A 15225-nucleotide genomic window follows, 5' to 3' on the forward strand; every position below is an offset into this window, starting at 1 on the left:
CCAATGGCTTTGATGATAGGGCAGGGTTCATCTTCACGACAGCTGAAAGGTCCTTGGCTTGAAAAAAGAAAAATGAGAGTGAAAAGGAGTTGAAAGGGATGAGCATTCTCAAGCAAAAACTTACAAGCAGAAAGTTTTGGGTAGCCGTGGCAAGTGCGGCTTTTATTATTTTGTCCGAGGGACTTGGTCTAAACGTGGACAGCGACTTATATTGGAAAATCGTTTCCCTTGCGCTTAGCTATATCTTCGGCGAGGCGGCAGTAGACATTGCAAGAGTGATAAATAAAACCGAGGGGCAGTGAGCCCCTCTTTTTTGTTTTTAGGCAATTTGCATATTTCGCAAATTACTTATGATGCGAAACAATATTAAGTGTTAAAAATTTTTAACATTCTATTGAATAGAAACATTAAATTTTGTACAATATATATTACAGAAGGGAGGGAATAAGATGGATAATGTGGCCAAAATTATTGGGTCTAATATTAGACATTTAATAGAACAAAACAATGTGCCCATTAGTGATATTGCCCAAAAGATTGGTGTTACTAGACAAACTATGTCAAAATATTTGAACGGAGAGAGCATTATAGATAGCGAAAAGTTGTTTATTATTGCCAATTACTTTGGTAAACCAATCACTTATTTTTTAGAAAAAGAACATGATGAGGAACTTTCTTTTATGTTTAGGGCACATAATCCATCAGCTAATATCTCTATGGATGAAATAAATAGAATTCAATCGAGAATGGAAAAAGTTTATGAAGCTTATAGACTTGCTGGAGAGAAAATGTTCTATATTCCAGAACAGTATAATTTGGAATTTGAATTGGAGCGCCGTGATATTCCGGAAGATATTGAAAAAATTATTGAACGTATTGCAAACGAACAAAGGGATATTTTGGATGTCGGAGAGTCCGTTGGCAAAGACCTGATAAAATGTTTTGAAGCAAAGGGCATAAATATTATTTTTGAGAAGATGAACAACCCAAAACTATGGGGGATATCAGCTTTTCATCCTAAAAAGGGCTGCTTCATTTTTGTTAATGATGACGAGGATATATCAGAAGAACGTAAAATATTTAGCATGGTGCATGAATATGCTCATCTAATTTTTCACAGAGATCAATACAAAAAGTCGCAGGATTCTCTGCAATATTCAGATTTTAGAAGCGAGATAACTGAAAAGATAGCAAACTTATTTGCGGGTTATTTCCTTATTCCGAGAGATTGCTTAAAAAGGCATGAACATTTATTAAAAAACGGAATTACGTTTGGAGATTTACTATTCATAAAAAGAGAATTACAAGTAAGTCTTCAGGCTCTTATTTATGCTCTAAGAAATTATGGTTATATTAGTGAAGAGACTCAAAAAAAAGTAATGGAGAAATTATATAAGTATGGGTATGGAACCAAAGAGCCCAGAGGTATGAGTTATATTCCAAAGAATGAAAAATTTTTTGCTATAGTGAGATCGCTGTATTTTAAAGAAATTATAGGGGAAAGTAAAGTGGCAGAATTGTTAAATTTAAAAGTAAAAGAGGCAAGAAAAAAAATAAAGGAATGGATGGAAAATGAATGGTTTGGAAATGAGGAGCAAGTTCAAGCGCTTATATAAAAAACGCGTAATCATTGACACATGCACAATTACTGACTTGATTGAATTAAATGCCACGTACTTGCCCCTAGAATTTTTTCAGAAGTTTATGTTTCAACAAATATTTTTATTGAGGAATTGGACAAGCAGCAAGCAGATGAACTTAAAAAATTAGGCTATAAGAGTTTAAACTTAGAAACAAATAGAGGATATGCTTTGTTTATTCAGCTAGAAAAAGAATATCCGAGTTTATCCATACCTGATAAAATTGTAATATCCATTGCATATGAGAAAGAATTAGTTTGCTGTACAAACGATGCAAATGCGCGGAAAGCATGTTCAGAAATAGGAGTTGAGTATGCAGGTACTTTAGGAATTTTATGCTGTGCTTTTGAGCATGAAATCATAGACAAAAACACTCTTTCGAATTTATTATCTACATACGAGAATGAATGTAGTGCTTTTATAACATCGGACATTATTCAACCAATTCGTAAAGTATACGGCATTCCTGATAATATTTGTATACATAGTGATGTGGTATGAATACGTACATAATGAATGTCCTAAAGAAAGCGATAGCCACCCGAGCGGTTAGCCGCTCTTTTTTGTTTGCAAACATTTTGCTAACGTAGCAAACAAAAAATGATGTGAAAAGGCAGCATAGTTTAAAAAATAGATGTCCAAAAAGCCAATAAAATAGGGCTCTGTATTATTTGGTATTAACCGCTAGTAAATACAGAACCCAACTTGTAATCAGCAGGTCGGGGGTTCGAGTCCGCCCACCAGCTCCAGGCAAAACCCGCTAAAACATTGAGTTTAGCGGGTTTTGTGTTTTTCGGAACAATTTTGTTTTTTTTAATTTCATAACATAATAAAGACTTAACCTGGAATTTTTTTTGCTTCAACAATTCCTTCTATCGGGGGAATTTCAAGGTTGGATATCAAAATTTCTTCTTGGTTCCTTTTACTTGTGTGTACTGAATAATCGAAATATATACTACGTATAGCTATGTTTTTTTTCGAATACAGCTTTTCGATAAAATCATGTTTATCGTAGCTAATTAACCAGTTGAAAGGTTGTTTCAGAATATATTCAGAGAGTATTATATGTTCATCATCTTCATAATAATAACGATAGAGCTTTTTTCCCTGTTTATAATATGGAGGATCTAAGTAAACAAAACTAAGCCCTTTATATGTTTTAGGAACCTTAGCTTTCATAAAATCTATGGCATCCAAATTATATACTTCAACATTTTCTTTCATTTGAGAAATTTCATTTATTAGTTTAATTATTTTTTCTTTATTAAATCTGCAATCTATTTTATATTTTGATTTTTGCTTAGTGCCACCTAACATATTAGCATTTAAAATTCCCGAAAAGTTTGTTCGGTTTAAAAAAAGGCAAGCAAAACCCATCTCTACAACAGATTTATCATGGATAAAATTTGGATTTCTATATTTTGACATTTCGTACCATTTTTCAAGAGTAATTGGTGTAGAATAAATTAAATCACATAATTCTTTAGTTTTAAAGAAAACGGAGTACCAAAAACTATATACTAATGGATCTTTCTCATTAATTATTATTCTTTTTACTACTCTATCTGCAAGTAAATTTATAGATACAGAGGCACCACCGGCATATACCTCATAAAAATCACAACCAGTAAGGCCTTCAGAAATGATTAATCTCTTTATGTATTCTATTAGTTTACTCTTACCCCCAGGATATCTCAGCGGTGATTTAATCATAGAGATAATCTCCCTAACTATTTTTTTATATTATATCAATTAATCAATGATATGGCCAGAATTTTTATTGGCTTATTTAATCCTCGGAAGACCGTTCGCCTTACAAACAATATTGTAGCAACGTTTAAATTTGTGAAGGAAGTCATCTAATTCCTTACTGTGCTGATTAGCCCATTCTTCAAATACGTTTAATGTTTCAAATTTTTCTAAATTATCATTAAACCACTTTTTGTATCTTTTCCTTGGTTCATCATCATTATATAATCTACGATTTTCAGGGCCATATTCTCTAATGTTTCTTATTGTAAAACCTATTTCGTGATTTAATATTGGTGACTTAGGTGGCAAATTCAAAAGGAAATTATATATCATTTCCTCTATAGACCTGTTTCCTGGTAATTTTATAACATTTTTAAAATCAGGATCAATTTCTGAATCCTTTACATCACTATCCAAAACAATAATAACCTTAGAGAAATATTTAGGATCTTCTCTTCTATATTTAAGTAATTGAGTATAAGAATTATCAACTTCGATAAAATTAATTCTATTAATAGCTGGGAAATCCTTAAAAGTTAAAGCTTTTTTTAGAAACCAAATTGCTTCAGCATCTTCCGTATAAACAGATATTTTTTCGTTATTATCAAATAAACTCGTTATTTGCATATCGTTATAAATCACATCCCAATGTGGATTTGTTATAACTTCTAATTCTATATTTGCTGTAGTTAAATATATGATATTAACGTTTGTCCTATACTCACTGTTACTTTCTATACGACTATATATGTATGATAATAAACTTAAACTATGCGTAGTGAATATGATTTGAATATCTAGTTCTCTAGACATCTCAAATAATAAATCAAACAATTTATTCTGAGCACTGGGATGTAGTGTAGCATCTACTTCATCAATTAATAACAATCCACCAGGCCATGGAGTAAGAGAAGATTTTAATCTTTTAAATGATAAAACAGCTGTTAGAATTTGACCCAAGTTATCTTGACCGGCCGAATTGCATAAATAATCATACTTATCTGTGTTTACGCAAAAAAAACGTTTTTTTGTTGCTTCGACATCTACATTAATAAAGGATTCAATATTATCATTTAAATTTAAAATATTACAATATTTTGTAATATACCAATTTTTTTCGTCATCATTTTTAAAAGTTATTTCTTTTTTTTGTTTTATGCCTTCAGATTCTCCCAAGGGATAGAGCCTACTTAAGCCTAAATATAGAGAAGGAATTTCATATTTACGTTCATTTATCATTTTATTACTATCATAACTGAAACGAGTTGATATAATTCTAAATCTGTTACCTTTTTGCCAAGTACTGCGGTATTTCATAAATGAGTTCTCAATAACTGGTTCAAAAAATAAAGAAGCCCAATATCCTTTATACCTGTCTTTATCAGGAGATGCTTTAAAAATTTCAGAAAATTCAGTTCTGAAATATTTGTGTAATATAGGTTTACCATCTTTAGCTTTTAACTCGCAAGAATGACCAAATAATCCGAGAAGTGTAGATTTGCCTGTAGCATTATGACCTGAAATGACAGTTATACGCTTTCCAAGCTCAAAAGTTTGATCTTTAAAGCACCTAAAATTATGTATAATAACTCTTTTTAACATTTTTATCACCACAAAAACCAGAATTAATATATTTTTTTCTTTTTATTATCTGAGTAAATTTTTTAAATCTTTTGTAAAATATATCGGCTTTTCCAAGCTTATATTTATTATAAGTAGATTATTCTGTTTTTCATAGCTGAGTAGTTATAAATTGTTTTATTTAGTTTTTATTTCTGATTTATTTAAACTCTACCAATTATATTGTATAATGCGAAACGCATAAGGATGTCTCTTAGGCCGATGAGTCCTATGGATTATAGTCGCATTATAACTCATAACTGGGACCTCCCTTTACATAGATTTTTTATTTTTCCCCGGCTTAGTGCTGGGCTTTTATCCCGATACTACTCAATGGAGATTAAGCAAGATATAATTTGATGCCATAATATCTCGCAAAGCTTCGCTTAATGGGTACTTAATGGGTACACGCGATTTTCGTAGAACTTATAATTCAGTATTATTGCGCCTTATAAAAGAATTAACCTCATCCATGGTAAGGATGAGGTCATCGGTTCGATTCCGATTGGGGGCTTAAAATTGAAAGCCTTCAAATGCTTAGAAAAGGAGCGTTTGAAGGATTTTTTATGCTCTTCTTCAATGAAAATTTATTCTGATTTTTTCGGTCATTTTCGGGTAATTTCTTTTCTGCCTTTCGCCCTTTCTGCTGTCACCGTTGCGCCGATTGGCTGGTTTTCTTCAATATGTGCAGCACAATTTTGAAGTATAGTCTCATCCACTGGATCGTGGTCATTACCGACAATAAGCACCATAGTTCCGGCAAAAAACGTTTTAACTTCGCCTGAATATCTGCTGTGTTCTTACAGTCCTGCATTAACAAGCTAGGTAGTTTCGTTTTCTTTTTTACTAAGGGCGTTTTTCGATGTTCTCATGATATAACCTCCATTCTTTTATAAGGAGATTATTCATATACACGGATTATAATTCAGCCTCGATTCTCAACAAGGCTATAACTATTATTATTGCACTATTCTACTACTATAATAGGTTGCCATACATGCCCAACCTCTTTGCTATTTCCGTTACTGTATACTTTTCTTTTAGGTACAACTCTATGGCGTATCTTTCTCTTTCATTTAGGTGTTTGTTTTTTCTTGTTTCTGTGTTATTATTTATATATAACTCATGGTACTCCTTTGCTAATGTTTTTCTTTGGTTATTAAACATTTTACAATGGATTACCATGAGTTTTCTATATATTACGGCATTTTATTTTACAACTTCCCAATTTTGACTTATAGGTTGCCTCATTCTTATTTGAAAAAGTAAAATCCAACCTTCTTGAACGCTATGGAATAATTTTTTAAAAAATTATAATTAAATTATTAAAAAGGTTATAATGTTTTTATAGACACCTTTTGAGTGAGTAAGCATCCGTCTGGATTTCTATAACAAATACTAATTAGCATGCGAGGTATAAAAGGAATGGATTACCGACGACTTGAAGAATATTTCAATTCATTGGATAGGTCATTTTTGGTTCTTTCCAGAGTTAGTTGATTTAATATAAAAGTATGGTATAATGAAAAAGTATTAAACAAAAGAAAAGAGGTAATTTTATGGATGAGTTTATTAAGCAGTTAGATCAAAATCTAGACTACATTTGTCATGAAATAATTAATGGCAGATGCTATATAACAGTAGCTTCCAACCGTAAAGAAGTAATATGTCCATTCTGCGGTTGGCCATCATCCAAAACACATTCCACATATAGCAGAACCTTTCAGGATCTTCCAATACAAGGTAATAAGGTATTTATTATTATGCGTAATAGAAAGATGTTTTGTAATAATCCTGACTGTAATCATACTACTTTTGCAGAAAGATTTGATTTCATTTCCGATAAGGCGAAGAAAACACAACGCCTTGAGGATGAAATTGTACGCCTGTCATTAAATTGCAGTTCTGTTGCGGCGTCTAAAACTCTGAGGGAGAATGTTGCGGATGTTGGTAAAAGTACTATCTGCAACCTCTTAAAAAAAAGAAATACCTGTTGTTGATAAGGAGAATGTAATAGCTGTCTGCATTGATGATTTCGCCATTAGGAAACGTGAAAGCTATGGAACAATTATGGTGGATATCTCCAAACGTCAAATAATTGATATGATTAACTCAAGAGATTATGAAACTGTCTGCAAGTGGCTAAAAACATACCCAAATCTTCATGTGGTATCGAGAGACGGGTCTGTCACCTATAATAATGCAATTGCAGATGCACATCCGGGGGCTTTACAAATAAGTGATCGTTTTCACTTACTGAAGAATCTGACCTCATATGGGAAGGAGTATCTAAAAAAGAAGCTAAAGCCACAAATCTTAATACAAGCGGTTAGTCAGGAAACTTCCAATGAAGGAACAGGAACAATTAAACAGGCAGATGAAAATAGAAAACTTACATTAAAAGAGAAATATGAGCGGATAGAACAACTTCTAGCAGCAGGAAAGTGCAAAACAGCAATCTGCCAAAGCATAAATATGGATATACGGGCTTATGATAGGCTGATGTCAATGACGCCCGAAGAAAGAGAATCTTCATTTCAAACAAAGATGATGACCGTGCACGAAGAGAAAGTGAAACAAAAAATGGAACGTGTGAATGAAGTGCGTGAGTTAAAGAAAATAGGTTGTAGCAATCATGAGATATCCAGACGTACTGGACTTAATAGATCAACAATTCGGAGATATCTTGATGAAAACTTTAATCCAGTCCATGCTTCCTATGGCAAAAAGAAAAACGGGAAACTAACACCATACATAAAAGAAATTGATGAATGTCTTGAGAAAGGGATTATGGGTTCTGAGATTGAAAAAAAGATACGTGGGATGGGATATGATGGTTCATCATCAACTGTGCGGCAGTACATAACAGATTGGAAAAGGTGTAGAAAATTATATTACGATAGAAGTAGAGAAGGTGGAAGAAAAACGGAAACAATTGAAAGAAAAAATATTTTTAAGCTATTATACCACCCAATAGAGAATGTGAAGTCAATCAGCCGGGAACAATTTGAAAGGATATGCAATGAATATCCTTGTTTTGAAAAGATACATAGTATAATATGGGAATTTAAAGGACTTCTCACTGGTAAAAATGTTGACGCACTCGATAAATGGATGGAGAAAGCAAAAAAGCTAGGTATACCGGAAATAGACAGTTTTATATGTGGACTTGAACGGGATTTGGATGCCGTGAGGAATGCGATAAAATATGAATATAGCAATGGGCTTGTAGAAGGGAGTATTAATAAACTGAAGGTAATAAAACGAGTTATGTATGGGCGATGCAGTTTTGAAACATTAAGAACCAAAACTCTCCGGCTTGAAAAAATGCGATTGCTCAACTAACTCTGGAAAGAACCTCATTTTTCGTCGATGATGACATGAAAAAATATGCCCATCTGGACGAACCTCTGCCTATTGGCTTTGGCCAGACAATATCTCAGCCCAGTCTTGTGCTGGAAATGACGAGGCTCCTGTCGCCGGAAAAGGACGGAAAAGTTTTGGAGATCGGGACGGGTTCGGGGTTTCAGACGGCTATTCTTGCAAAAATGTCAGCCGAAGTTTTTACCGTTGAAAGAATTCCTGAATTAATGGAAAAAGCAAGAGAGCGACTGGAAACATTAAATTTTACGAATGTCCGTTATAAAGTCGGGGACGGAAGCCTTGGGTGGCCGGAATACGCTCCTTATGACAGAATTATGGTGACAGCTGCGGCGTGCGCATTGCCGGACGAATTGGTGGAACAATTGGCAAACGGTGGCAGGATGGTTATTCCAATAGGCCCGCCGGATTTGCAGGAACTTAAGCTGATTACGAAAACCGGAAACGGTGATATCCGCATTACAACGGTGGAGTTTGTCAGGTTTGTAGAACTTAAAGGAAAGTATGGATGGAAATAACATGTTTTTACTGATAAGAGTTGGGGGAATGGTAATTTTTTAAGGTGAAACAGAAAGATAAGTAAAAGTTTATTCAGCGATTTTGCAATCACATTGGAAACAACAAAGGCCGGAGGTATGAACAAATATGACAAGAATATATTTCGTGCGGCACGCACAACCTGATGAATCATGGAAAGATGACAGGACAAGACCGTTAACCCGTACCGGAATGGAGGATTGCAAGAAAGTTACCGAGCTTCTTATCAAAATACCAATTGATTATTTTTATTCCAGTCCATACAAAAGAAGCGTGGATACAATTAAGGAATGTGCAGACACTCTTAATATGCCCGTTTATACCGATGAAAGATTTCGTGAACGGCAGGCGGGAGAAAACGGTTATCATATAGATATGGTTAAAAAAAGATGGGCAAATTTTGACTTCTGCGAAAAGGGCGGGGAGTCGCTAAGAAGCGTGCAAAAACGCAATATCGAGGCTCTGAACGAGCTATTGATGAAACATAGGGATAAGACTATTGTAATAGGAACACATGGAACGGCGTTAAGTGCGATTCTGAACTTTTACAATCCGGATTTCAATTTCAATGATTTTAAAAGAATTTGGCACTGGATGCCATATATTATACGGGTCGATTTTGAAGGTACCGCCTTAGTCAATAAAGAAGAACTGTTAATGATTGAATGCGGATATTAACGGTAATGGCGCGGGCGCAATTAACGGAGATTCTCCGCAAAAGCGCTTCTGCGTTTTACGGTGACCGTTTGGTCCGGCATGTTCAATTTTCTGAATACAGGTCAATTATATTCCGGTGGGGAAAAACGGGAATGATGAAAATTTGAGAGTCAGATAAGAAATGCCGTTTTGGACGAAAACGCCAATTGGCTCTGTTTTTGTTGACTGTCAAATATGGGAAAGTTATAATTTAATTGTTATTTTATCGGTAAAGTAACCTGTCTCTGAATATTTACGGCTCAATTCTCTTTACAAATATGTGTTAGGAAAAGGGGATCTTTATGGGAATTAAATTTTTTGAGGATCGGAAATATTTCAAGCTGGATGCCCGGGACACTTCTTACATAATAGCCATTGTGGACGACGAAAAATTTTTAGGGCATGTATATTTCGGGAAAAGAATTCCCGATGAACCTTTGGATATTGAATCACTTTTACGCATTAATGAATACCCTTATGTCCCGTCTAAAAACAACAGGGAAAGAATGTCTTTCCATGATTCCTTTCCGACCGAATATTCCACTCACGGGCTGGGCGATTTCAGAGAATCCTGTCTTGTTGTAAAGGACAGTAACGGAAATTCGGTATGCGGTATAACATACTGTTCTTATAAAATTTACAAAGGGAAACCGACATTAAAGGGGTTGCCTGCGACATTTGGGGACGAAAATTCATGCACCACCCTTGAAATCATATGCAGTGATAAGGTACTGAACCTTGAAGTAACGCTGATTTATACCGTTTTCGAGAATTTGGATGTTATAACAAGAAGTGTGAGAATAAAAAATAATTCCGACAATGATGTCACACTGGAAAAAGCATTGTCTGCATGCGTGGATTTCGACGGAATTGACTATGACATAATCTCCCTGAACGGATCATGGGCCAGAGAGAGAAGAATTCAGAGGGTTCCTGTAAGTTTCGGCAAAAGGTCTGTGGAATCAATCAGGGGAATATCAAGCCATCAAAGCAACCCCTTTATTGCACTCGTGGATAAAAACGCAAATGAGGATTACGGCAATGTATACGGCTTTAACTTTGTGTATTCGGGAAATTTCATAGCCGTTGTGGAAGGTTGCCAGTTTGAGACAACCCGCGTCGTAATGGGTATTCACCCTGCCAATTTTGAATGGACACTGGCACCGGGGGAAGAGTTCATAGCTCCGGAAGTGGTTATGGTATATTCCGATTCGGGAATAGGAAAAATGACAAGAACCTTCCATGACTTGTACAGAAACCATCTTATACGCGGAAAATACAGGGACAGAAAAAGGCCTGTGCTTATCAATAGCTGGGAAGCCACATATTTTGACTTTGACACAGAAAAACTGTTATCGATAGCCAGAGAAGCCGCAAAGCTTGGAATTGAAATGCTGGTTATGGATGACGGTTGGTTTGGCAACCGGAACGACGACAACAGTTCTTTGGGCGACTGGTATGTTAACGAGAAAAAAATCAAAGGCGGCTTAAAATATTTGGTTGACGAAGTGAACAAACTCGGGCTTGAGTTTGGCATATGGTTTGAGCCCGAAATGATATCCCCTGATTCAGATCTTTACCGGGCGCATCCCGACTGGTGCATTCATGTTCCAAACCGTACACCTGTACTTTGCAGAAACCAGTACGTTTTGGATCTTACAAACGACGAAGTGGTGGAATATGTATATTCAAGGCTGAGGGATATTCTTTCCTCAGCAAACATTACCTATGTCAAATGGGATATGAACCGACAGTTGAGTGACGTGGGAAGCAGTTTTATGCCAAAGGAAAAACAGGGAGAAATAATGCACAGATATGTGCTGGCGGTATATAAATTATTGGACAGGCTTACAACCGAATTCCCGCATATACTCATCGAAGGCTGCGCGGGCGGTGGAGGAAGGTTTGATCCCGGAATACTGTACTACTGTCCGCAAATTTGGTGTTCCGACAATACGGATGCCATTGAACGCCTTGCAATACAGCACGGTACGGCAATGGTGTATCCGCTTTCAACAATAGGCGCCCATGTGAGCGATTGCCCGAACCATATCGTTGGAAGGACCACGCCTTTCGAAACAAGAGGATATGTGGCTCTTGCAGGAACGTTTGGATACGAGCTGGACGTGACAAGGATTTCGGAAGATGATAGAAAGCTTATACCAGAGCAGATAGAAATGTATCATAAGTATAATGATCTTATCAGAACAGGAGACTATTACCGTATAGCCAATTACGGAGACAACCATCTGTATGACTGCTGGTCGGTTGTGGCGAAAGATAAGTCCGAAGTATTGGTTACATATATACAGGTATTACAAAGGCCAAATTCACGGAGCAGAAGAATTAAGCTTAAAGGTCTTGACGAAAATGCGCTTTACAGGGATACAGAAACAAACCGCTTATACAGCGGCAGCGCACTGATGTACGCTGGTTTGAACATTACAGGGCTGCATGGGGATTTTAAAGGCAAACTCATACATCTGGTGAAAGAAAAGTAGAAAAGAAACAGGATAACGCGTCCGCGGAAGAGGAAGCATGCTTCCTCTTCCGCGGATATACATTGAACCTAAAGTGTGAGATCTGAAAATCTAATCTTGCTCATCCAAACAGAAATGGCCGCATTGGCGGTTAACATCATTATCAGTAAAACCATAGGCAGCAAATCATATGGAAGGATACCTGCAAAAGGGAATAATACTCAGGAACTTTGTAAAATAATTGAGCCAAACGGTTAAATCCTTAAGCTCTAATTACAGTATTTTATGCAGTTTACTGATTGTTTGTTTTATTCCCATTCCGTAAAATCAAAACTCTTCTTTTATCCCATATTTTTCAAATTCCGGAGAACTTTGCCGGAGAATATAGCGATTGAGATTAACTTCAAATTTGTTATAATTTAAGTAAACCAACGGATTATATCCGCTGCTTTGAAGGAGTGCTTCTATGATAACCGGGGAAATCAAGAATAAAATCGACAAAATTTGGACTGACATTTGGGCAGGTGGTATTACCAATCCGTTAACGGTCATAGAACAATTGACTTATTTGATGTTTATCCGATCCCTTGATGAAAAAGAACTGGAAATAGAACAGTTTGAAGCTGTTAGCGGGGAAAAGATGAGAAAGATTTTTCCGCAGGATGAAGAAGGGCAATCCATGCGCTGGAGCAGGTTTAAAACCATGGATTCCCGCAAGATGTATGATATAGTCAGTAATAAAGTATTTCCGTTTATTAAAAACCTTAACGGCGACAGTGAATCAGCTTTTTCCAGATACATGCAGGATGCCATGTTTCTTATTCCAACGCCGCAATTACTGCAAAAAATTGTAACAGGTTTGGATGAGCTTTATGAACATGATTTAAAAGATCGCGATATGCAAGGCGATGTTTATGAATATATGTTGAGCAAATTATCTACAGCAGGTCAAAATGGCCAGTTCAGGACTCCGAAACATATAAGGGACATGATGGTACAACTCGTTGATCCTAAGCCGGATGAGAAAATATGTGACCCTGCCTGCGGTACGGCTGGCTTTCTTGTTTCAGCGGCCGAGTATATAAGGGATAAATACGGGGCTGAAATGACGGGTGAACAATGGGAAAGATTTTCCGGAGATATGTTTACTGGTTTTGACATAGACAGAACCATGTTGCGGATTTCTGCAATGAACTTAATGCTCCATTCGATCACGCAACCTAATATTAATTATGTTGACAGTGTTTCAAAACAAAATACGATTTCGGCGCAATATGACGTAATACTCGCGAATCCGCCTTTTACCGGTACAATCGATGCCGAAAGTATAAATGATGACTTAAAAGCTGTGTGCGATACTAAGAAAACCGAGCTTTTGTTTGTTGCGCTTTTTTTACGTATGCTACGCAAGGGTGGACGATGCGCGTGCATTGTCCCTGAGGGTGTTCTGTTCGGTACCACAAGAGCGCATAAAGCCTTACGTAAAGAACTGGTGGAAAATCACCATTTACGCGCCGTTATATCCATGCCCAGCGGCGTTTTCAAGCCTTATTCGGGCGTGAGTACCGCCGTATTGGTGTTCACAAAGACCGGCGCGGGTGGCACAGATAAAGTCTGGTTCTATGACATGAAAGCTGACGGCTATTCCCTTGATGACAGGCGTTTACCCGTTGAGGATAATGATATACCGGACATAATTTCACGTTTTCATAATCTTGAGGGAGAAGTTGATCGCAAGCCCACCGATCAAAGTTTTTTTGTTGACAAAGCTGAAATTGTTTTGAACGATTATGATTTGTCAATAAACCGTTATAAAGAGACTGTATACGAAAAGGTTGTGTATGATCCCCCAATAGTAATCTTGGATCGATTGGAAAAATTAAACCAGGATATAACTAAGAAAATGGAAGAGCTAAGGGGGATTATTGGTGAATAAATGGAAAAAAGTTAATCTTGGAGATTATATAATGCAAGTACGAGGGGTTTCTTATAAAGCCAAAGATGTTAGTAATACCGAAAAGGAAGGTTATGTTGCCATTTTACGAGCTAATAATATTCAAGACGATGGATTGAATTTGAGTGACTTAATTTACGTTGAAAAAAGCAAGGTAACTAATCAGCAATTTATTAAAGCTGGAGACATTTTAATCTGTGCTTCAAGCGGAAGTAAACATCTCGTGGGAAAAGCTGCGCAGGCAAAGAAAGATCTGAACATGTCATTTGGAGCTTTTTGTAAAGTAGTGAGAACTGATAAATTGTATACTCCATATTTAGGATATTTTTTTAAAAGCCAGTATTACCGTAGAAAAATTTCTGATTTATCCGCAGGAGCAAATATCAACAATATAAGAAATGAACATTTAGATCAATTACAAATTCCTTTGCCTCCCATAGAAATTCAAAGACAGATAGCTAAAAAGTTAGATATTGTGTCTGATGTGCTCAGTTTGCGTAAAAAACAACTAACGGAATTGGATAATCTGACAAAGGCCGTTTTTTATGATATGTTTGGTGATCCAGTTAAAAATAATAAAGGTTGGAAAATGGTGCAATTATCTGATTGCTGTCATGTTAACCCCAAAAAATCAGAGATTGATTATTTTACAGATGATTTAGAAGTATCATTTATTTCTATGGCTGATGTTTCAGTAAACGGAGAAATTGACACAAGCGATATAAGAAAATATAAAGACGTCAAAAAGGGCTTTACATATTTTTATGAAAACGACGTGTTATTTGCAAAAATTACTCCTTGCATGGAAAATGGCAAAGGAGCTATAGCCAGAGGTTTAAAAAATAACATTGGTTTTGGTTCTACGGAATTTCACGTGTTGAGACCTAAAGAAGGAATTTCAAATAGTGAATGGTTATATCATTTGACAATATTACCCATATTTAGAAAAACTGCTGAGAAAAACATGAAAGGAAGTGCAGGTCAAAAAAGAGTTCCGGCTTCATTTTTTGACAAGTTTTTAGTACCGCTTCCACCGATTGAATTACAGAATAAGTTTGCTGACATTATTAAACCAATCAACGAACAAAAGTTGCTTGTCAGAAAAGCAATCGAAGAAACACAGCTGCTTTTCGACAGCCTGATGAACCAATATTTTAGCGAGTAG

Annotated in this window: 13 protein-coding genes and 1 pseudogene; 10 read left to right on the forward strand and 4 right to left on the reverse strand. The window is 36.0% G+C overall.

Annotated features, from left to right (window positions below; genetic code table 11):
* Window positions 1-98 precede the first annotated feature (98 nt).
* From CST_RS02015 to CST_RS02025, 3 genes are all read left to right on the forward strand, one after another.
* Window positions 99-302 (forward strand): hypothetical protein, encoded by a 204-nt coding sequence (locus tag CST_RS02015; RefSeq protein WP_015358150.1) that lies wholly within the window; start codon window positions 99-101, stop codon window positions 300-302.
* Between the two features lie 147 nt (window positions 303-449).
* On the forward strand, window positions 450-1616 hold the full coding sequence (locus CST_RS02020) for a helix-turn-helix domain-containing protein (RefSeq protein ID WP_015358151.1): 1167 nt from the start codon (window positions 450-452) through the stop codon (window positions 1614-1616).
* Window positions 1617-1688: 72 nt separating this feature from the next.
* The gene (locus CST_RS02025; RefSeq protein ID WP_479694038.1) at window positions 1689-2141 is read left to right on the forward strand and encodes a PIN domain-containing protein; all 453 of its coding nucleotides are present in this window, start codon (window positions 1689-1691) and stop codon (window positions 2139-2141) included.
* A gap of 336 nt (window positions 2142-2477) precedes the next feature.
* Here the strand turns inward: CST_RS02025 and CST_RS02035 are convergent, their stop codons facing one another.
* From CST_RS02035 to CST_RS13195, 4 genes and pseudogenes are all read right to left on the reverse strand, one after another.
* Entirely contained in the window at window positions 2478-3353 is an 876-nt protein-coding gene (locus tag CST_RS02035) for a DNA adenine methylase (protein WP_003519497.1), read from the reverse strand.
* A 72-nt stretch (window positions 3354-3425) separates the two neighbouring features.
* Window positions 3426-4994, reverse strand: coding sequence for an AAA family ATPase (locus CST_RS02040; protein WP_003521020.1), 1569 nt, complete (start codon window positions 4992-4994; stop codon window positions 3426-3428).
* A 623-nt stretch (window positions 4995-5617) separates the two neighbouring features.
* Entirely contained in the window at window positions 5618-5764 is a 147-nt protein-coding gene (locus tag CST_RS13365) for a baseplate J/gp47 family protein (RefSeq protein ID WP_144050589.1), read from the reverse strand.
* Window positions 5765-6005: 241 nt separating this feature from the next.
* Window positions 6006-6197 (reverse strand): annotated as a pseudogene (locus CST_RS13195) (sigma factor-like helix-turn-helix DNA-binding protein); the annotation flags it as partial.
* Between the two features lie 374 nt (window positions 6198-6571).
* Between CST_RS13195 and CST_RS02050 the strand changes: the two are divergent.
* From CST_RS02050 to CST_RS02080, 7 genes are all read left to right on the forward strand, one after another.
* The gene (locus CST_RS02050) at window positions 6572-7012 is read left to right on the forward strand and encodes an ISL3 family transposase (protein ID WP_015358154.1); all 441 of its coding nucleotides are present in this window, start codon (window positions 6572-6574) and stop codon (window positions 7010-7012) included.
* On the forward strand, window positions 6999-8357 hold the full coding sequence (locus CST_RS02055) for an ISL3 family transposase (RefSeq protein ID WP_257745869.1): 1359 nt from the start codon (window positions 6999-7001) through the stop codon (window positions 8355-8357). Before CST_RS02050 ends, CST_RS02055 begins: the two co-directional genes overlap by 14 nt.
* A 2-nt stretch (window positions 8358-8359) precedes the next feature.
* The gene (locus CST_RS02060; protein WP_275450133.1) at window positions 8360-8911 is read left to right on the forward strand and encodes a protein-L-isoaspartate(D-aspartate) O-methyltransferase; all 552 of its coding nucleotides are present in this window, start codon (window positions 8360-8362) and stop codon (window positions 8909-8911) included.
* Window positions 8912-9038: 127 nt separating this feature from the next.
* A complete protein-coding gene (locus tag CST_RS02065; RefSeq protein ID WP_015358157.1) occupies window positions 9039-9608 on the forward strand; it encodes a histidine phosphatase family protein in 570 nt (189 codons plus the stop codon).
* Window positions 9609-9928: 320 nt separating this feature from the next.
* On the forward strand, window positions 9929-12127 hold the full coding sequence (locus tag CST_RS02070) for an alpha-galactosidase (RefSeq protein WP_015358159.1): 2199 nt from the start codon (window positions 9929-9931) through the stop codon (window positions 12125-12127).
* A 445-nt stretch (window positions 12128-12572) separates the two neighbouring features.
* Window positions 12573-14042: a type I restriction-modification system subunit M gene (locus CST_RS02075; RefSeq protein ID WP_015358162.1), complete on the forward strand. Its 1470-nt coding sequence runs from the start codon at window positions 12573-12575 to the stop codon at window positions 14040-14042.
* Window positions 14035-15225, forward strand: coding sequence for a restriction endonuclease subunit S (locus CST_RS02080; protein WP_015484869.1), 1191 nt, complete (start codon window positions 14035-14037; stop codon window positions 15223-15225). Before CST_RS02075 ends, CST_RS02080 begins: the two co-directional genes overlap by 8 nt.

The sequence above is a fragment of the Thermoclostridium stercorarium subsp. stercorarium DSM 8532 genome (assembly GCF_000331995.1).
In the GTDB taxonomy this organism is placed as follows: domain Bacteria; phylum Bacillota; class Clostridia; order DSM-8532; family DSM-8532; genus Thermoclostridium; species Thermoclostridium stercorarium.

Excerpts from the sequence above, each read along its gene's own strand:
- CST_RS02070 (WP_015358159.1), top strand. The coding sequence starts at position 9,929 with ATGGGAATTAAATTTTTTGAGGATCGGAAATATTTCAAGCTGGATGCC.
- CST_RS02015 (WP_015358150.1), top strand. The coding sequence starts at position 99 with ATGAGCATTCTCAAGCAAAAACTTACAAGCAGAAAGTTTTGGGTAGCC.
- CST_RS02040 (WP_003521020.1), bottom strand. The coding sequence starts at position 4,994 with ATGTTAAAAAGAGTTATTATACATAATTTTAGGTGCTTTAAAGATCAA.
- CST_RS02065 (WP_015358157.1), top strand. The coding sequence starts at position 9,039 with ATGACAAGAATATATTTCGTGCGGCACGCACAACCTGATGAATCATGG.
- CST_RS02035 (WP_003519497.1), bottom strand. The coding sequence starts at position 3,353 with ATGATTAAATCACCGCTGAGATATCCTGGGGGTAAGAGTAAACTAATA.
- CST_RS13365 (WP_144050589.1), bottom strand. The coding sequence starts at position 5,764 with ATGGTGCTTATTGTCGGTAATGACCACGATCCAGTGGATGAGACTATA.
- CST_RS02050 (WP_015358154.1), top strand. The coding sequence starts at position 6,572 with ATGGATGAGTTTATTAAGCAGTTAGATCAAAATCTAGACTACATTTGT.
- CST_RS02075 (WP_015358162.1), top strand. The coding sequence starts at position 12,573 with ATGATAACCGGGGAAATCAAGAATAAAATCGACAAAATTTGGACTGAC.
- CST_RS02020 (WP_015358151.1), top strand. The coding sequence starts at position 450 with ATGGATAATGTGGCCAAAATTATTGGGTCTAATATTAGACATTTAATA.